At 67.2% G+C, this 18,023-nt stretch carries 14 protein-coding genes; 12 read left to right on the top strand and 2 right to left on the bottom strand.

Annotation, left to right across the window (positions count from 1 at the left end):
- Positions 1-1,292: 1,292 nt before the first annotated feature.
- Entirely contained in the window at positions 1,293-2,207 is a 915-nt protein-coding gene (locus tag C1933_RS16830; protein ID WP_108754181.1) for a transposase, read from the top strand.
- A gap of 214 nt (positions 2,208-2,421) precedes the next feature.
- On the opposite strand, the gene C1933_RS16825 is transcribed toward C1933_RS16830, so the two are convergent.
- Entirely contained in the window at positions 2,422-2,832 is a 411-nt protein-coding gene (locus tag C1933_RS16825; protein ID WP_108754180.1) for a hypothetical protein, read from the bottom strand.
- A gap of 865 nt (positions 2,833-3,697) precedes the next feature.
- On the opposite strand from C1933_RS16825, the gene mltB reads away from it, so the two are divergent.
- The 3 genes from mltB to C1933_RS16810 all read left to right on the top strand — a co-directional run bounded on the left by mltB (position 3,698) and on the right by C1933_RS16810 (position 7,410).
- Positions 3,698-4,843, top strand: coding sequence for a lytic murein transglycosylase B (mltB, locus tag C1933_RS16820; RefSeq protein WP_108754179.1), 1,146 nt, complete (start codon positions 3,698-3,700; stop codon positions 4,841-4,843).
- Positions 4,840-6,093, top strand: a complete 1,254-nt coding sequence (locus C1933_RS16815) for a septal ring lytic transglycosylase RlpA family protein (protein WP_108754178.1) — start codon at positions 4,840-4,842, stop codon at positions 6,091-6,093. Before mltB ends, C1933_RS16815 begins: the two co-directional genes overlap by 4 nt.
- A gap of 99 nt (positions 6,094-6,192) precedes the next feature.
- Positions 6,193-7,410 carry a D-alanyl-D-alanine carboxypeptidase family protein gene (locus tag C1933_RS16810; protein ID WP_108754177.1) on the top strand — a complete coding sequence of 406 codons (1,218 nt, stop codon included), beginning with the start codon at positions 6,193-6,195 and terminating at the stop codon, positions 7,408-7,410.
- A gap of 267 nt (positions 7,411-7,677) precedes the next feature.
- Here C1933_RS16810 and C1933_RS16805 read toward each other — a convergent pair whose 3' ends face one another.
- Positions 7,678-8,751, bottom strand: a complete 1,074-nt coding sequence (locus tag C1933_RS16805; RefSeq protein WP_108754176.1) for a lipid A deacylase LpxR family protein — start codon at positions 8,749-8,751, stop codon at positions 7,678-7,680.
- Positions 8,752-9,093: 342 nt separating this feature from the next.
- Between C1933_RS16805 and C1933_RS16800 the strand changes: the two genes are divergently transcribed.
- The 8 genes from C1933_RS16800 to gnd all read left to right on the top strand — a co-directional run bounded on the left by C1933_RS16800 (position 9,094) and on the right by gnd (position 17,751).
- Positions 9,094-10,086: a CsgG/HfaB family protein gene (locus tag C1933_RS16800; RefSeq protein ID WP_108754175.1), complete on the top strand. Its 993-nt coding sequence runs from the start codon at positions 9,094-9,096 to the stop codon at positions 10,084-10,086.
- Positions 10,087-10,268: 182 nt separating this feature from the next.
- On the top strand, positions 10,269-10,547 hold the full coding sequence (locus C1933_RS16795) for a DUF493 family protein (RefSeq protein ID WP_108750506.1): 279 nt from the start codon (positions 10,269-10,271) through the stop codon (positions 10,545-10,547).
- Positions 10,535-11,245: a lipoyl(octanoyl) transferase LipB gene (gene lipB, locus C1933_RS16790; RefSeq protein ID WP_108754174.1), complete on the top strand. Its 711-nt coding sequence runs from the start codon at positions 10,535-10,537 to the stop codon at positions 11,243-11,245. Before C1933_RS16795 ends, lipB begins: the two co-directional genes overlap by 13 nt.
- Before the next feature lie 19 nt (positions 11,246-11,264).
- Complete coding sequence (gene lipA, locus C1933_RS16785) at positions 11,265-12,275, top strand: lipoyl synthase (protein ID WP_108754173.1); 1,011 nt, start codon at positions 11,265-11,267, stop codon at positions 12,273-12,275.
- A gap of 244 nt (positions 12,276-12,519) precedes the next feature.
- Positions 12,520-14,697 (top strand): carboxy terminal-processing peptidase, encoded by a 2,178-nt coding sequence (locus C1933_RS16780; RefSeq protein WP_108754172.1) that lies wholly within the window; start codon positions 12,520-12,522, stop codon positions 14,695-14,697.
- 219 nt (positions 14,698-14,916) lie between these two features.
- On the top strand, positions 14,917-15,576 hold the full coding sequence (locus C1933_RS16775) for a DUF2242 domain-containing protein (protein WP_234414555.1): 660 nt from the start codon (positions 14,917-14,919) through the stop codon (positions 15,574-15,576).
- 2 nt (positions 15,577-15,578) lie between these two features.
- Positions 15,579-16,835 (top strand): hypothetical protein, encoded by a 1,257-nt coding sequence (locus C1933_RS16770; protein WP_108754171.1) that lies wholly within the window; start codon positions 15,579-15,581, stop codon positions 16,833-16,835.
- A 10-nt stretch (positions 16,836-16,845) separates the two neighbouring features.
- Positions 16,846-17,751 (top strand): phosphogluconate dehydrogenase (NAD(+)-dependent, decarboxylating), encoded by a 906-nt coding sequence (gene gnd / locus C1933_RS16765; protein WP_108754170.1) that lies wholly within the window; start codon positions 16,846-16,848, stop codon positions 17,749-17,751.
- Positions 17,752-18,023: the final 272 nt, after the last annotated feature.

Below are 18,023 nucleotides of genomic sequence, written 5' to 3'. Positions count from 1 at the left end.
TCGGGCGGATCAAGGGAGAATCCGGCGTGGGCGCCAAGCTCCATGGCGATCGTCGAGATCCAGGCTTACACGGCGGCCCACGCCGGCTCTCGACACCTACGCTGCCAGATTTCCATCAGATAAGGCTCGTAGGCGCCATCCATGGCGCCTGCGGTCCCGCCAGCCCACCCCACCCGGCCACGGACAGGTTCCGTGCGCGCCAGCCACGGAGTGAAGAAGGAAGAGCGGAAAGCGGGTCGCGGCGCTGCGCTTGCTCGCAGCCGAGCATGGCTCGGCTCTACAGGGGCGTCGTTTGCCGGACAGAGTTCATCCACGCATGGCGTGGATCTACCACCGACCGGCAGGGTAGAGTCGAGCTCGCTCGACTGCAGATATGCGAGGTCGGGCTGGCGGGACACGCCGTAAATCCATCCCTGGCGCCTGCGGTCCCGCCAGCCCACCCCGCCCGGCCACGGACAGGTTCCGTGCGCGCCCGGCCACGGAGTGAAAAAAGGAAGAGCGGAAAGCGGGTCGCGGCGCTGCGCTTGCTCGCAGCCGAGCATGGCTCGGCTCTACAGGGGCATCGTTTGCCGGACAGAGTCCATCCACGCGTGGCGTGGATCTACCACCGACCGGCAGCGTAGAGTCGAGCTCGCTCGACTGCAGATATGCGAGGTCGGGCTGGCGGGACACGCCGTAAATCCATCCCTGGCGCCTGCGGACCCGCCAACCCGCCCGCCCGGCCACGGACAGGTTCCGTGCGCGCCAGCCACGGAGTGAAGAAGGAAGAGCGGAAAGCGGGTCGCGGCGCTGCGCTTGCTCGCAGCCGAGCATGGCTCGGCTCTACAGGAGCGTCGTTCGCCGGACAGAGTTCATCCACGCATGCCGTGAATCATCCGGACGCACCGGGAGACTGTCAGGGGCGGGGCGGGTTGGGTTCGCGGGGGTATCCGCGCCATGGATGGCGCGGCTAAGCCTTATCTGATGGAAATCTGGCAGCGTAGGTGTCGAGAGCCGGCGTGGGCCGCCGTGTAAGCCTGGATCTCGACGATCGCCATGGAGCTTGGCGCCCACGCCGGATTCTCCCTTGATCCGCTAGCTGCCTTATCTGATGGAAATCTGGCAGCGTAGGTGTCGAGAGCCGGCGTGGGCCGCCGTGTAAGCCTGGATCTCGACGATCGCCATGGAGCTTGGCGCCCACGCCGGATTCTCCCTTGATCCGCCCGAACAGTTGCTGGAGCTGGACACTCGAAGCGATAAGACTGGGCAAGCGGGGGAGCTCTCGACCCTTCCAGACTATACGGAGTCGGGCAATGAACGGGATCGGGATTGATGTGAGCAAGCGCCGATTGGATATCGGCACGACAGACGGTGAGACCCTGCAGGTCAGCAATAGCCCTTCTGGCTATGCTGAATTGGACGCTTGGTTGAGGACGCGGCCGGCCATTCAGATCGTTCTAGAAGCCACCGGCGGCTATGAGCAGGCTGTCCTGGACTTTCTTCACAAGGCCGGCCATCCGGTGATCCGCGCCAACGCCCTGCGTGCACGCAGACTGGCTCAGGGGCTGGGTAAAGCGGCCAAGACGGACCGCTTGGACGCTCTTGTATTGGCGCAGATGGCCGCGCTGGTCGAGCTGCCTTCCTATCAGCCGCTGGAGCCCTGGCAACGGAAGCTGCGCGAGTTTGTGCGGGCGCGTCGACAGACGATGCAGGCACTGACCGTGGCCCGCCAGCAGCAGGAAATGGTGACTGACCGCGAGCTACGCCGGCTGATGCAAGGCAGCATCATCCGCCTGCAGACAATGGTCGAGCGGCTGGGCAAAGAGATCGCCGAACAGGTCGCGCAGCAGCCTCAACTGGCAGTGCTGAAGTCGATGAAAGGGGTTGGCCCGGCATTGCAGGCGGTATTGGCCAGCTACCTGCCTGAGTTGGGGCAGATCAGCGGAAAGGCCATTGCCAGCCTGGTCGGCGTAGCGCCGATCTCCCACGACAGCGGAACCATGCGAGGGAGACGAAGCATCCACGGCGGCAGGGCCGAGATCCGCCAGGTGCTCTACATGGCGGCCATGTCGGCCATGCGACATGAGCCGCGGTTGCGGGACTTTTACCGGTCGCTGCGGGCCCGCGGCAAGGAAGGGAAAGTGGCCATCGTGGCCGTGATGCGCAAGATGCTGGTCATCCTCAACGCCCGCGTGCGCGACGCTGAAAGCGGACCGATCCCCGCTTGAGGCAAGCCCAGGGCGCACGGCAGCGGCTGCCGGCCGGCAGCCGGCTTTGCCGTGCCTGTCTGCCAGACGGCCAAAATCCCATCCCACAACACAGTTGCTCCACCCAGCCCACAGCCAACAGCCAACAGCCAACAGCCAACAGCCCACAGCCCACAGCCAACAGCCAACAGCCAACAGCCAACAGCCAACAGCCAACAGCCAGTACGCGTTCCGCTCACGCCACGCGCAACTGCACATCCACGTATTCGGACAACCCCCGGCAGGCCAGCAGCAAGCCCTCGCGGGCGTCGTCTCCCAGTTGTTGGGCTTCGTCGCCGTCCACCCGCACGCGTTCGGCGGCATGCAGCAGTTCCAGCAGGAAGGTCAGGCCGCTGTTGGCGCGGTCGATGCGCGCCAGCGCCATGCGCTGCCCCGGCGTGTGCTGCCGCCCTTGCCAGGCCTGCCCATCGGCGGCGTCCACCTGACGAATGCGCCGCAGGGCGCCCAGCAGGGTAGTGCCGTCTTCGCTATTGGCCGCCTGGTGGGCGGTCAGTGTGGTTTCCAGGGCGCGGGCGATGTCGGCCGGAAGTTGATGGGCGGCGTCGCCCAGGGTGGCGAACAGGTACGGGTACGGCGAAAGCGTCATGGCAGGATCCTCGCGCGGCAGGCAGATCCGCCACCCCGCACGCAGGGCGAGGGTGGCAGGCGATGCGTGGTTGCAATACCGGGGACCAACGGCGAAGAACCGGCGGGCACAAGGCCCCCACGCACCGCCCGCCAGAGACGCACGGACGGATTGCCAGCCGGCGTCGCCCACACGGAAAAGACGACGCCGACTGGCAAGCGTAAACAACGCGTTGGTCCTACGGGATTGCAAGCCCGTGCCACCTGTTGTCGGTGGCCCCGCATGTTTCGCACGCCGCGCCCGCCGCACCAATGAGGAAAGTTTGAAAGTCGAATTCGTCAGAAGTCCGCAACGCGATGCGCCCGTAGCGGCGAAAGCGACACGACGCGCCGCGCGAAACCGCCGCCATTCCCCGGCGTTCGCCACCTGAATCTGCGCAAACCCGTTTCTGTAAGCGTTTGCGTAACCCCGCGTGAACGCCCACTCGCTGACGAAGTTCCAATAAAAGTGGGCGACCAATCACACTTTGACCCGGTGTTGATCTTGATCAATAGATTTGTCGCAATCGGCCTGCACAATGGCGGCCCGTTCGGCACGGCGCGCCATCACTGATGCAGCGCGAGGGGCGCCGGGCGGGAAAGCAGTACTGATCCAACGGGTACAGGGAGCGCGGAGCACTGCCACTGGGGAGCGGCAGCCGCGCAAGTACCGACCGGATCCGGTCGCCGGTTGCGTCTGCGGGGATGGGGACGCAACCGGCCACCTCTGTTTCTGAATGCGGCAGGTCACTCACACCGTTTTCACAAAAGCGTCTGCCTGCAGGCAAATCGTTGTGATTCATGGTGTTAGGGGTTTTAATTCATCCATGACCTGCTAACCTGCGGTGATGATTCGACGCACTCTGGCCTGCATGCTCACCCTCGGCCTGGTCGCCTGCGCGACCCAGCCGACGTCCCCACCGTCGTCTCCGCAGGCCAGCAGTTCGCCGCGCCACCCGGCCAGCAAGCCGCAGGGCCCGGCCGAAGCCGCGCCGGAAGCTGCCGCCAGCACCGCACCGCCGGTGGATCTGACCCCGGTACCGTTTGAAACCGCGCGCGCCAACTTCATTGCCGATACCGCCAAGCGCTACGGCCTGGCACCGCAGCAGATCAGCGCCGTGCTGGACCAGGCGCAGGTGCGCCAGCCCATCATTGCCGCCATGGCCCGCCCGGCCGAACGGGTGAAGCCGTGGAACGAATACCGGCCGATGTTCATCAGCAAGGCGCGCATCGACGGCGGCCGCGCTTTCCTGGCCGAACACCGTGCCGAACTGGACCGCGTGCAGCAGCGCACTGGCGTGCCGGCCGAAGTGATCGTGGCGATCATCGGCGTGGAAACCAGCTACGGCAAGAACGCCGGCAACCACCGCGTGCTGGATGCGCTGTACACCCTGGCGTTCTATTACCCGCGCAGTGGCGACCCGGCCAAGCTGGAACGCGAAGTGCGCCGCGAACTGTTCTTCCGCGATGAACTGGCCAAGCTGTTCGAACTGGGCCGCGAAGAAAAGCTGGACATCACCACGCTCAAGGGCAGCTACGCCGGGGCGATGGGCATGGGCCAGTTCATGCCGTCCAGCTATCTGGACTACGCCGTGGACGGCAACGGCGATGGCCGCCGTGACCTGTTCACCAGCTACGACGATGTGTTCTCGTCCATCGCCAACTACTTCGTGAAGAAGGGCGGCTGGGTGCGCGGCGGCCCCGTGGTCGTACCGGCCACGCTGGCGCCGGGCCGCGAGGAGTTCAACCCCACCGAGTGGATGCCCACCTGGTCGCTGGCCGACCTGGCGCAGCGCGGCTACCAGCCCAGCGCGCCGGTCCCGGCGGGCGCCACCGCAACGCCCATCACCCTGGAAGGCAGCACCGGCAAGCAGTACTGGCTGGGCTTCCAGAACTACTACGCCATTACCCGCTACAACCTTTCGAAGATGTACGCGATGGCCGTGCACCAGTTGTCGCAGGCCATTGCCGGACAGGAGCTGCCCCCGGCATGAACATCAGATGGCTGGTTCCCGCACTGGCAGTACTCGCACTGGCGGCGTGCAGCAGCGCGCCGAACAAGCCCAGCGTCGGCCACGGCGGCAAGGTGGCGGGCACGGTGGTGCAGGGCAAGGGCGGGCGCCCGGCGCACTGCCCGGACGGTTCGCCCTATGCGGCGGCCACCGAAGACCTGAGCACGCGCGGCAACTACACCGCCGGTGGCCTGTACAAGCCCGGGGTGAAGGACAGCACCCCCAGCTACGTGCCCAACGTGGCCTGCATTCCCGAGCCGGAAGTGACCGCGGTCGAACGCTCGACCATCGGCAACAAATCGCCGTATGTGGTGCTGGGCAAGTCGTACAAAGTGCTGGACGACACCCATGACTATGTCGAGCGCGGTACCGCGTCGTATTACGGCGCCAAGTTCCATGGCCGCCTGACCTCCAACCGCGAGGTCTACGACATGTATCAGTTCACCGCCGCACACAAGACGCTGCCGCTGCCCAGCTTCGCCCGCGTGACCAACCTGGACAACGGCGAATCGGTGATCGTGCGCGTCAACGATCGTGGTCCGTTCCACGATGGCCGCGTGGTGGACCTGAGCTATGCCGCCGCCGTGCGCCTGGGCATCACCCAGCGCGGCACCGGCAATGTGGAAGTGCGCGCGCTGCAGCCGGGCGAAGGCAACCTGCTGGCGCAGAAGCCGTCGCGCCGCGAGCGCCGTGCCGCCGAAGCCGCTGCCGCCACGGCGGCGGCCTCGGCACGCCCCACAGCAGCAGCGCGCAGCACGCCGGCCAGCGATATCGACCGCCTGGTGCAGCGCCTGCCTGCCGATGCCATGCCCGCACGTGGCCAGCCGGCCACCACCCAGGCTGCCAGCAGCACCCTGCCGGACGTGGCAGTGAGCGCGCTGCCGCCCAGCGCCCCGGCGCCGCGTGCACCGGTGGCCGTGGCCGCCGCCGCACCGCGCGCAGCTGCCGCCCCGGCACGCAGCACGCCGGCCCCCGCGCCCACTCTGTCGCAGCAGGTTGTGGGTGCGGTGATGGTGCAGGTGGCCAGCTTTTCCAGCCGCGACAACGCCACCCGTGCCATGGGCCAGCTGAACGCGGCCGGCATCGTCGGCGCCACCATCAGCGACATCGCCGCCGGCGGCCGCACCCTGTTCCGTCTGCGCGTACCCGCCACCGACCATGCCAGCGCCGCGGAACTTGTCGGCCGCATCGCCGGTCTGGGCCTGGGCGCACCGCAGATCGTCAAAGACTGATTCGACCGGGGCCGGTGCTGCCGGCCTCCGCCCCGTCGGCCTTACAATGGCCGCTTCGTACCACCCTCCATCCTGGCCGTCCCTGGAGCCTGCTGTCCCATGAATTTCCGTTCCGCCGCCACTGCCCTGGCCGCCACCCTGGTGGTCGGTCTGGCTTCCGCCCAGACCCCCCTGCCGACCCCGGCCACCCCGGCACCTGCCGCCGCCGCTGCGCCGGCCACCGTGGCCACGCCGCCGGCCCCGGTGCCGACTGTTTCCAAGGCGTGGGTCCTGATGGATTACGCCACCGGCCAGGTGCTGGCCGGCGAGAACGTGCACGAAGAACTGGCCCCGGCCAGCATCACCAAGGTCATGACCTCCTATGTCATCGCCGCCGAGGTCAAGAACGGCAAGGTGCGTGCGGATGACCAGGTGATGATGAGCGAGCGCGCCTGGCGCGAAGGCGGCGCGGGCACCGACGGCAGCTACAGCGGCTTCCCTGTGAACCAGACCGCGCGCCTGGAAGACATGGAAAAGGGCATGGCGATCCAGTCGGGCAACGACGCCGCCATCGCCCTGGCCGAACACGTGGCCGGCAGCGAAGAAGCCTTTGCTTCGCTGATGAACAGCTACGCCGCCAAGATCGGCATGAAGAACTCGCACTTCGTGAACGCCCACGGCCTGACCGCCGAAGGCCACCACAGCACCGCATACGACCTGGCCCTGCTGGGCCGGGCGATGGTGCGCGATTACCCGGAAACCTACGCTTACAACAAGATCAAGGAATTCCAGGTCGGCAACATCAAGCAGCCCAACCGCAACCTGCTGTTGTGGCGCGATGGCAGCGTGGACGGCATCAAGACCGGCCACACCTCCGAAGCCGGCTACTGCCTGATGAGCTCGGCGCAGCGCGGCGACCAGCGCCTGATCGCGGTGGTGCTGGGTGGTTCGTCGGAAAAGCAGCGTGCCGATGACAGCCTGGCCCTGCTGAACTGGGGCTTCCGCTTCTTCGAAACCCACCGCCTGTACGAGCCGGGCAAGGCCGTGGCCGAGCACAAGGTCTGGAAGGGCACCACCGACAAGGTGCAGCTGGGCGTGGCCCAGCCGATGCTGGTGAGCGTGCCGCGCGGCCGCTACAACGACCTGAAGCCGAGCATCGACGTGCCCAAGACCCTGGAAGCACCGTTCACCGCTGGCCAGCAGATCGGCACCGTGAAGGTCACCCTGGACGGCAAGGTGGTGGCGGAAGCCCCGCTGGTGGCCGTGGCGGCTGTTGAACAGGCTGGCTTCTTCAAGCGCCTGTGGGACAGCTTCTGGATGTGGTGGGAATCGGAATGATCCACGCACCTGCGTGGTGAATGAAAAGGCCGGCGAAAGCCGGCCTTTTTCGTTTCTTGTAGAGTCGAGCCATGCTCGACTGATGGTGAATGCAGTCGAGCATGGCTCGACTCTACAACCCCGGTTACAGCGAGCGATTCAATCCGGTATGCCGACCAACGGTCGGCACCTACCCGCTTCACCATCAGCCGCTCGCCTAAGCGAGCGATTCAATCCGGTGTGCCGACCAACGGTCGGCACCTACCCGCTTCACCATCAGCCGCTCGCCTACAGCGAGCGGCTGATGGTGAAGCTGCCGAACACCGGCGCTTCGCGCTGGCCGTCGAACTCGCGGGTGCTGTGGTAACGGGCCAGGGCGAACTTCCAGCGGCCCCTCATCACCGCCAGGCCGTAGCCGCCCAGCGCCACGAAGTTGCGCTTGTCCACGCTGTGGCTGTTGCGGAAGGTGTTGCCGTCCAGGGTGATATCGCGGATCACCCACGAGGCATCGGTGGTGGCGAACAGGTGCCACGACCAGCCGGCCGGGCGGCCGCCGCGGGTCGGCGCGGTGTTTTCGCCGGCCGGGCGCAGCGGGGTGCTGCCGAAGTCGTCGGGCAGCTTCCAGCCAAAGCGCACTTCGGCGCCGGCATTGGCGTGGGTGGCCAGGTTGCCGATCGCACCGCCGTAGTGGGTGATCGCATCCCAGCCCCAGCCGCCGGCATTTTCGGTGGCATCGCCCGGCCAGCGGCGCATGCGTTCGTGGGTCAGCATGAACACCGGTTCGTTGTGCAGCTGGTTGTCCCAGCCCTGGAATTTCTCGTCACCCAGCAGATCGTGCACGGCGTTCTGCACCTGCTTGCCCTGTGCCCACGGGCCCACCACGCCCAGCGCCAGCTGGGTGGTCTGCAGGCGGTCGCCGCGGCGCGCGTTGTAGCCGAAGCTGGCGATCAGCACGCCGGCATAGGGGCGGTCGTCCTCGATCAGGTCCTTCCGGGTGAAATCGGTGGGGGTGAAGATGCCCTGGGCCAGGCTGAAGATCATGTTCTGCTGCTCGAACTCACCCGGGTGCAGCCGTTCCAGGTGCCGGTTCACCCAGCGCGCCATCTTCGGCAGGCAGGGGTCGTCGGTGTAGTCCACCAGATTGGGCGAGACCAGGGTGAGCTGGGCGCCGTTGGTGTAGCCCTGGTCCTGGTCCTTGCCGCCGAACAGGTCGTTGTCCACGCGGAAGTTCACCTGCGGCGGGTGGTCGCGCATGGCATCCGGGCCGCACTGTTCGGCGGCCTGGGCAGCTAGGGGGAGGGTGGCAGCGAGCAGACCCGACAGCCCGAGGGCTGCGAGGCGGTGTTGGGAAGGGGAGCTCATCGGGTGCGGGTTCTTTTGTCGTTTTATGCCGCGACACGGTACATCCAGGCAGCGGCCAAAACGACCACATGACGCTCACATGTCTGTTCCGAAAACAACGTTGTCCCACTGGCACAGCCATACGTGGCGGGGGGCGCGGCGCAGGCGGGGTGCCGGCAGGGGGCGTGTGCCACGTGTGTCGTCATCGGCATTGGCAGTCAGCTGCGGTTGTGGCGTGCGGCGCAGGCGTGCCATACCTCCTGCGCCGGCGCCTGAGGGGGGCGTCGCAACGGATCCAGGTCCTGGACCCTTTCTCAAACCATGGAATGTGCTTCGCCCACAGCGAGGTGCTGGATGACTCAAATGAAAAAATCGAATTCGCTCCCCCCTGCGTTGGGCTGCGTGCTGCTGGGTGCTGCGCTGGTCGCGGTCAGTGCCCCGGCGTCGGCCGGCCTGCGCGACAGCTTTGCCAACAGCCGCACCTCTGCCCAGCAGCAGAGCAAGAAGGGCCAGGCCGAGATTCCGGTCTGCACCAAGCCGCTCGGTTCCATCTCGGTGATCGAATCGGAAGACGCGGTGAACTGGTGGACCGGCCAGCAGCTGCCGGCGCCTTCGAAGCTGATCAAGGTGTTCGTCAACAAGTCCAAGTGCTTCACCCTGGTCGACCGTGGCGTCGGCATGGCCGCGGCCCAGGCCGAGCGCGCGCTGGCCAGCCAAGGCCAGCTGCGCGGGCGGTCCAACATCGGCAAGGGCCAGATCCGGGCCGCCGACTACGTTCTGGTGCCGGACCTGATCTCGCAGAACAGCAACGCTGGCGGCAGTGCCATCGGTGGCCTGGTGGGCGGCCTGATCGGCGGCAAGGCCGGCTCTGTCGTAAGTGGCCTGAACTTCCGCAGGAAGACCGCCGATGTGACCCTGACCCTGACCGATGTGCGCTCCTCCGAGCAGGTTGCGGTCGTTGAAGGCAACTCCAAAAAAACCGACCTGGGCTGGGGCGCCGGTGGCGGCCTGTTCGGCGGTGGCGGCATTGGCGCGATGGGCGTGGGCGGCTACGCCAACACCGAAATCGGCCAGGTGATCACCCTGGCCTATCTGCAGGCCTACAGCACCATGGTGACCGAGCTGGGCGGCCTGCCGGCCAATGCCTCCGCTGCCAATGCCGGCCAGGCCGTGACCATGCTGAAGGCTGGCCGCCTGCTGGCCAACGCCAAGGGCACCGGTGCGGCGGTGCGCGCGCTGGAGCCGGGCATGCTGCTGTACCCCACCGGTGTGAAGGACGGCACCATGTGGGAAGTGGAAGACGAAATGGGCAACAAGGGCTGGGTCAATTCCACCCTGATGGAAACGGCCAAGTAGGCCGCTGGCGTGCCGGCATCGGGCCGGCACGCGTTGCCTGCCGGGGCCGGCCCGGCAGGCTGGCCCAGCAGCCTGGCTCAGGCCGGCACATTCGCCCCCTGCAACGCAGCGGCTCGCCGGTGCCGCTGTCGACTTTGATGAATACTCTTGGGTTTGTTGCCTTCCGGCCCGATAATGGGCCCATGGAAATCAAGTCCGACAACCCCGACCACGGCTTCCAGTTCCCCGGTCAGTTCGAGCTCAGTGCCATGGGCGCCGCCAACCGCGGCCTCGAGCACGAGCTTCCGCGCCTGTTGCAGGCCGCGGGCATCACCGTGGTGAACGAGCGCATCAGCTGGAAGCATTCGACCAACGGCAAGTATGTTTCGGTTCGCCTGGTGTTCCAGGCCGAGAACCGCGAACAGTACGACGTGGCCCATGAGGCGCTGCGTGGCCACCCGGAAGTGAAGTGGACGGTGTAGCCGCCAGCTGCCCGGCCGACGCCGCCCCCGAAAACCGCCCGGCGCGTCCGGCGGTGGTCCGTGACCTGGGCCGCCAGGCCTATGAACCGGTCTGGCGCGCCATGCAGCGCTTCACCGACCAGCGGACGGACGACGACGCCGACGAACTGTGGGTGGTCGAACACGATCCGGTGTTCACCCTGGGCCAGGCCGGCAAGGACGAACACGTGCTGGCCCCGGGCGATATTCCGGTGCTGCACGTGGACCGTGGCGGCCAGGTGACCTACCACGGCCCCGGCCAGATCGTGGTCTACCCGCTGCTGCGCCTGCCGCGGCTGGGCATCGGCGTGCGCGACTACGTGTGCCGTATCGAACAGGCCATCATCGACACCCTGGCCGACTGGAACATCGGCGCCGAGCGTCGTGAAGGCGCCCCCGGTGTGTACGTGGGTGGGGCCAAGATCGCCGCGCTGGGCATCCGCGTGCGCCGCGGCTGTACCTTCCACGGCCTGGCCTTCAACGTGTCCATGGATCTGGAACCCTTCCACCGCATCAACCCCTGCGGTTACCAGGGGCTGCAGGTGACCTCGGTGGTAGACTTGGGCGGCCCGTCCGGGATGGACGCCGTCAAGCCGGTGCTGCTGGACAACCTGGCCCGCCAGTTTGGCCTGCTGCTGCAGCCCACGCCCGAACTGCCCGATCTTTCTGCGGCCGCCTGACCGCCCCCCCGGAACTGCCATGACTGAGACCACCGCCCGCACCATTCCCCTGCAGATCGTGCAGGCCGACCTGCCGACCGCCGCACCGTTGCAGGTGGGCGTGAAGCAGATGGGCGGGGACAAGATCAACCGTTCGCCGGTGCAGTTCGCCGATGCCCCGGTGCTGCGCAAGCCGTCGTGGATCCGCGTGCGCATTCCTTCGGGCAATGCCGTGCAGAACCTGAAGGCCAAGCTGCGCGAGAACCGCCTGGTGACGGTGTGCGAGGAAGCCAGCTGCCCGAACATCCATGAATGCTTCGGCCACGGCACCGCCACCTTCATGATCCTGGGCGAAGTCTGCACCCGCCGCTGCTCGTTCTGCGACGTGGCCCACGGCCGCCCCAAGCCGCCCGATGCCAACGAACCGGCCAGCCTGGGCCAGACCGTGGCCGACATGGGCCTGAAGTACGTGGTGGTGACCAGCGTTGACCGCGATGACCTGCGCGACGGTGGTGCCCAGCACTTCGTCGACTGCATCACCGCCATCCGCGAGAAGTCGCCGGGCACCCGCATCGAAGTGCTGACCCCGGACTTCCGCGGCAAGGGCCGCATGGAGCGCGCGCTGGAAATCCTGGCGCAGAACCCGCCGGACGTGTTCAACCACAACATCGAAACCGTACCGGACCTGTACCGCAACGTGCGCCCCGGTGCCGATTACCAGTGGTCGCTGAACCTGCTGAAGAACTTCAAGGCGCAGCACCCGTCGGTGCCGACCAAGAGCGGCATCATGCTGGGCCTGGGCGAGGAATTCGAGCAGATCAAGGCCACCATGCGTGACCTGCGTGCCCACGACGTGGACATGATCACCATCGGCCAGTACCTGCAGCCGACCGCGCACCACCACCCGGTGCTGAAGTACTGGACCCCGGAAGACTACAAGGCGCTGGAAGACTACGGCTACGAACTGGGCTTCAGCCACGTGGCCTCCGGCCCGATGGTGCGCTCGTCGTACCACGCCGACGTGCAGGCCAAGGGCGCCGGCGTTTCCTGAGGGGGGCGAACCGCCCCGGTGGGTGCGAACCTTGGTTCGCACGCCTTTGACCCATCTGTCTTCTGCTGCACTCGCCGGGCATGGCCCGGCGCTACCCCCTGCATTCACAATTTGCTACACCGGCCCGGCTAGGCTGGTTTTCCACCGATCGTGGGCGGATGACAAATCCGGCAACTTTCGGCACTGTCGTCGTGTCTGAACACCGCGCAGTCTCCCCCTTGGCAAGCCGCCCTTGAGCACGTTCATGAAATTCAAAGCCCCTGCATTCCTGATGGCCCTGGCGCTGGTAGCGCCGCTGGCGCTGGCGGCCAAGACCGATTCGCCGGCCTTGCCGGCTGCGGCCACCGCCGACCAGGTGACCACCTCCAAGCTGGTCTACGGCTTGCTGTCCGACAGCCGCTACGCCTACCGGCCGCGCGCGCTGGACGAAGCCACCGCCAAGGACGTGTTCAAGCGGTACCTGGACACCCTGGACGGCGGCAAGCAGTACTTCACCCAGGCCGACGTGACCCGCTTCGCGCCGTTCGAGGCCAATATCGCCAATGCCATCCGTGGCGGCGAGATGGAACCGGCGTTCCAGGTGTTTGCCGTCTACAAGCAGCGCGTGGGCGAGCGCGTGGCCTATGCGCGCAAGCTGCTGAAGCAGGAACCGGACTTCACCACTGACGAGCGTTTCGAGTACGACCGCAAGGACGTGCCGTGGGCCGCCAGCAGCGCTGAACTGGACGAGCTGTGGCGCAAGTCGGTGAAGAATGACTGGCTGCGCCTGAAGCTGGCCGGCAAGAAGTCCGACGACATCCGCAAGACGCTGGACAAGCGCTACGCCACGATGGAAAAGTCGGTGAACGAGCTGAAGGGCGAAGACGTCTTCCAGTTCTTCATGAACGCCTACACCAGCGCGGTCGATCCGCACACCGATTACTTCACCCCGCGCACGGCCGAGAACTTCAACCAGGCCATGTCGCTGTCGCTGGAAGGCATTGGCGCGCAGCTGCAGCGCCAGGACGACGTGGTAGTGATCCGCGAGATCATCGCCGGCGGCCCGGCCGCCGTGGACGGCACGCTGAAGCCGGGCGACCGCATCGTGGGCGTGGGCCAGGGCAAGTCGGGCACCATCGAAGATGTGATTGGCTGGCGCATCGACGACGTGGTGGCCAAGATTCGTGGCGCCAAGGACACCCAGGTCAAGCTGGAATTCATTCCGGCCGAAGAGGGCGCCGACGGCAAGCACCACACCCTGGTGCTGACCCGGCAGAAGGTGCGCCTGGCCGAACAGGCCGCCAAGGGCGAAACCATGACCATTCCGGGCAAGGACGGCGAGCCCGAGCGCAAGGTGGGCGTGATCAAGCTGCCGACCTTCTACCAGGACTTCGAAGGCCGCCGCCGCAACGCGACCGATTACGCTTCGGCTACCCGCGACGTGGCCAAGCTGCTGGCCGGCTTCAAGAACGACAAGCTGGACGGCGTGGTGCTGGACCTGCGCAACAACGGTGGCGGTTCGCTGGACGAAGCCATTGAACTGACCGGTCTGTTCATCGAACAGGGCCCGGTGGTGCAGGTGCGCGAATCCGGCGGCCGGGTGACCGTGAACAACGACCGCAACCAGGGCGTGGCCTGGGACGGCCCGCTGGCCGTGCTGATCAACCGCGGTTCGGCCTCGGCCTCGGAAATCTTCGCCGGCGCCATCCAGGATTACGGCCGTGGCCTGGTCATTGGTGAAACCACCTTCGGCAAGGGCACGGTGCAGAACATCGTGGATCTGGACCGTTGGCCGAGCGGTGAAACCCAGCGCTTCGGCCAGGTGAAGCTGACCATTGCCCAGTTCTTCCGCATCAGCGGCAGCAGCACCCAGCACAAGGGCGTGGTGCCCGACCTGGCCTTCCCGGCCAGCGTGGATGCCACCGAATTCGGCGAAAGCACCTACGACAACGCCTTGCCGTGGACCCGCATCGCCGCTGTGCCGCACACCCAGTACGGCAACTTCGCGCCGCTGCTGCCGAAGCTGGAAACCCGCCACGACACCCGTATCGCCACCGACAAGGAATTCCAGTGGTGGAACGAGGACGTGCAGCAGTTCCGCAACGAGGCAGAGAAGAAGTATGTGTCGCTGAACGAGGCCACCCGCCGTGCCGAGCGCGAGCGCCAGGACACCCAGCGCAAGGAGCGCCAGGTGATCCGCAAGGAACTGGGCCTGGCCCTGGACCCGCTGGCCGATGACAGCAGCGATGACGGCCTGACCGGCAACGAGCGCGACATCGTGAAGGATGCCGCCCGCGAGAAGGCCGCCGAGAAGCGTCCGGACCCGCTGCTGCGTGAATCGGCCGCGATCCTGGCCGATGCGGTGAACCTGCTGGAAACCGACCGCCCGCTGTCGGCGCAGGTGCTGCCGCAGTCCACCGGCGTGGGCCGCTGGGCCGACTGATCGCACCGCACCGTGATACCCGACGGGGCCGGCAATGCCGGCCCCGTTTTGTTTGGCGGTCGCGCATCGGCGCCCTGACGGTAGCGCCGGGCCATGCCCGGCGAGCGCAGCGGCCATCGGACCCGGCGCATGAACCGGCAGCAACGGGCCGGCCGTCCTCGACCCGCCGCACACGGTGCCGGGTCTACCCTTGGGGCTTCCGTTCTCGCAGGAGCACCCATGCGGGCCCCGCGCATCCGTTTTCCCCTGCTGGCCATGGCTGGCACCCTGGCTCTGGCCGGCTGTGGCGGCCGCGCTGCCGACAACGCGCTGCTGCGCGAATCCTTCGATTCGGGCGATACCTTCTCGCGCACCGTCGATGGCCGCCCGGCCGAAGCCTGCGAAGCCGCCCGCCGCACCCTGCTCAGCCAGGGCTACGCGATTGCCCGCGCCGACGATGGCCAGGTGGAAGGCAACAAGAATTTCCAGCCGCGCGAAGACGACCACGAGCAGCTGGTGCTGCGCATTTCCTGTGCCCCGCGCGGCGCCGACCAGGCGCTGGTGTTCGTCAGCGCGGTGCAGGACCGCTACGCGCTGAAGAAGAGCCCGACCTCGGCCAGTGTGGGCGTGGGCGCGCTGGGTTCGGTGTCGCTGCCGTTCGGCAGCAACGACGATTCGCTGGTGAAAGTGGCCAGCAGCACCATTACCGATGCCGATTTCTACCGGCGCTTCTTCCAGCGCCTGCAGCAGTACCTGCCGGCGGCTGCGGCCAAGCCCGCGCCCCCGGCGGCCAGCGCGCCGGAGCCGGCACCCTTGCCCAGCCCGGCACTGCCCAGCGAGCCTGCGCCCCCCGAACCCACTCCGGCCGATGCGCCGGCCCCGGCGGCGGCCCAAGGCTGAGCATGCGGGGGCGGGCGCTGCTGCTGGGCCTGCTGCTGGCCGGCCCGCTGGGCAGCCACGCGGCGCCCGCGGTGGATTGCACGCAGGGGCTGCTGCAACGGCTGGGCTGGCGCTTTGAAGCCAGCGCCCTGCCGGCGCCCGACATTCACGGCGGCCCGGTGTGCCAGCGTGCCTCGCTGGCCGATGCGCAGGCCGCCGGTGATCTGCGCGTGCGCTGGCCGGCGGATCTGCCCGACAGCGTGCGGCAGGCGCTGCTGCAGCAGCTGCTGGACAACCCCGCCACGGTCTGCGCGTACAGCTTCCTGTTGGGTGCGGCCACGCGCAGTGCCACCCAGGCGCTGCAGGACAACCCCGGTTTCCGGTTTTCCGGCCTGCAACTGGGCTGGATCGGCTTCGGCGCGGGTGGTGCGGAAGCCCAGGGCTGGCAACGCACGCGCAGCTTCGGTCGCGGCTACGTGCCCCAGGGCAGCAACAGCGCAGCGCTGCAGGCGTTCCAGAGCGGCCGCGTGCGCGCCGAATGCGGGGTGGGCCGGCAGGTGGCACAGCTGGCCAGCCAGCGCGCGCTGTATGGCGATGCGGCCTTCGATGCGGAGTTCAGCCCGGCCGAGCTGTCGATCGGCACCTTCCTCGGCCTGCACGCCACCGACAGCATCCTGCTGGGCGCACACGCCGGCGACTTCGTGGCCGACGGCAAGGCGGTGCGCGCGTCGGCGCAGGGGCGGCAGGCGTTCGTGGGCCTGCCCGGCTTCATTGAACACGTGGGCGACAAGGCGCTGCTGGACGATCTGAACAACCAGGCCGAAAACTTCGTGGTGGTGGATGTGGGCGCCGACGCCGCGCAGGCGCTGGCCGCGCACGCGGGGTTTGCCTGGTACGACCAGCGCAATGCGCAGCTGTGGCGGTTGGCACAGGGCATTCCACGGGTCGGCCGGCGCTACTTCGAGCGGCTGCTGTACGAACGCGATCCGGCGCTGCGGGCGCAGCTGGCACCGCGCTACCGCGCTTCCCTGGAACGCATGGACCAGTTGCTGGACGATCCGTTCTACCAGCAGTTCGTGATCTATGTGCACCCACGCGGTATACGTCCCATCGGCTACCACATCGTGCGCCTGCTCGACCGGAACCCACGTACCGCGTTTTCCATCGACCTGGCGTTGCACAATCTGCATACCACGCTCTACCGGCGTTGGCGCCAGGCGCAACTGCGTGCCTGCGCGACGACCGGCCGGCCAGGCAGCCTGACTTCCGACAACAACTGAAGGTGAAACAATGGATATTGCAATGATCGGCCTGGGCCGCATGGGCGCCAACATGGCCCAGCGCCTGCATCGCGGCGGCCACCGCGTGGTGGGTTACGACCCCGGCGAAGGCGCGCGCCAGCGCGCGGCCGAGGCCGGCCTGCAGGTGGTTGATTCGCTGGCCGCCGCGGTGGCCGCGCTGCCGGTGCCGCGCGTGGTGTGGCTGATGGTGCCGGCCGGTGAAACCGTGGACCAGACGCTGGGCCAGCTGACCCCGCACCTGGCCGAAGGGGACATCGTGATCGACGGTGGCAATTCCAACTACCAGGACTCGATGCGCCGCGCCAAGGCGCTGGCCGAAGATGACCTGGGCTACGTGGACTGCGGCACCAGCGGCGGCGTGTGGGGCCTGCAGGAAGGCTACAGCCTGATGGTGGGCGGCGATGAAGCGGTGGTCGAGCAGATCGCGCCGCTGCTGCGCACGCTGGCGCCGGCCGAAGACCGTGGCTGGGGCCGTGTCGGCCCGTCCGGTGCGGGCCACTTCACCAAGATGGTCCACAACGGCATCGAGTACGGAATGATGCAGGCCTATGCCGAAGGCTTCGCGCTGATGGAGCGCAAGGACGAGCTGCAGCTGGACCTGGCCCAGGTGGCCGAAGTCTGGCGCCACGGCAGCGTGGTGCGTTCGTGGCTGCTGGACCTGAGCACCGAAGCGCTGAAGCGCAATCCGTCGCTGGATGGCATTGCCCCGTACGTGGAAGATTCCGGCGAAGGCCGCTGGACGGTGGCCGAGGCCATTGCCCTGGATGTGCCGGCGCCGGTGATCACCCTGTCGCTGCTGGAACGCCTGCGCTCGCGCGAATCCAACTCGTTCACCGACCGTTTGCTGTCGGCCATGCGCAACGAGTTCGGCGGCCACGCCATCAAGAAGTCGTAAGCAACCGGGGTCGGAGCCCTTTCCGCAGGAAAGGGGTCCGACCCCGCCGATTCCGATTGTTTCCACGTCATCCACGCATGGCGTGCGAGCGTCGGGGTCGGATCCCTTTCCGCAGGAAAGGGCTCTGACCCCATGGCGCCAGGTGCAGTCGAGCATGGCTCGACTCTACAAAGGCGTGTTCCGATTGTTTCTACGTCATCCACGCATGGCGTGCAGACGTCGGGGTCGGATCCCTTTCCGCAGGAAAGGGCTCTGACCCCATGGCGCAAAAG

This window comes from Stenotrophomonas sp. ZAC14D2_NAIMI4_6 (genome assembly GCF_003086875.1).
GTDB lineage: Bacteria > Pseudomonadota > Gammaproteobacteria > Xanthomonadales > Xanthomonadaceae > Stenotrophomonas.
The sequence above is the reverse complement of the archived record's forward strand: the minus strand, read 5'-3'. Positions and strand labels throughout refer to the sequence as shown.

Excerpts from the sequence above, each read along its gene's own strand:
- C1933_RS16830 (WP_108754181.1), top strand. The coding sequence starts at position 1,293 with ATGAACGGGATCGGGATTGATGTGAGCAAGCGCCGATTGGATATCGGC.
- C1933_RS16825 (WP_108754180.1), bottom strand. The coding sequence starts at position 2,832 with ATGACGCTTTCGCCGTACCCGTACCTGTTCGCCACCCTGGGCGACGCC.
- mltB (WP_108754179.1), top strand. The coding sequence starts at position 3,698 with ATGATTCGACGCACTCTGGCCTGCATGCTCACCCTCGGCCTGGTCGCC.
- C1933_RS16815 (WP_108754178.1), top strand. The coding sequence starts at position 4,840 with ATGAACATCAGATGGCTGGTTCCCGCACTGGCAGTACTCGCACTGGCG.
- C1933_RS16810 (WP_108754177.1), top strand. The coding sequence starts at position 6,193 with ATGAATTTCCGTTCCGCCGCCACTGCCCTGGCCGCCACCCTGGTGGTC.
- C1933_RS16805 (WP_108754176.1), bottom strand. The coding sequence starts at position 8,751 with ATGAGCTCCCCTTCCCAACACCGCCTCGCAGCCCTCGGGCTGTCGGGT.
- C1933_RS16800 (WP_108754175.1), top strand. The coding sequence starts at position 9,094 with ATGAAAAAATCGAATTCGCTCCCCCCTGCGTTGGGCTGCGTGCTGCTG.
- C1933_RS16795 (WP_108750506.1), top strand. The coding sequence starts at position 10,269 with ATGGAAATCAAGTCCGACAACCCCGACCACGGCTTCCAGTTCCCCGGT.
- lipA (WP_108754173.1), top strand. The coding sequence starts at position 11,265 with ATGACTGAGACCACCGCCCGCACCATTCCCCTGCAGATCGTGCAGGCC.
- C1933_RS16780 (WP_108754172.1), top strand. The coding sequence starts at position 12,520 with ATGAAATTCAAAGCCCCTGCATTCCTGATGGCCCTGGCGCTGGTAGCG.
- C1933_RS16775 (WP_234414555.1), top strand. The coding sequence starts at position 14,917 with ATGCGGGCCCCGCGCATCCGTTTTCCCCTGCTGGCCATGGCTGGCACC.
- C1933_RS16770 (WP_108754171.1), top strand. The coding sequence starts at position 15,579 with ATGCGGGGGCGGGCGCTGCTGCTGGGCCTGCTGCTGGCCGGCCCGCTG.
- gnd (WP_108754170.1), top strand. The coding sequence starts at position 16,846 with ATGGATATTGCAATGATCGGCCTGGGCCGCATGGGCGCCAACATGGCC.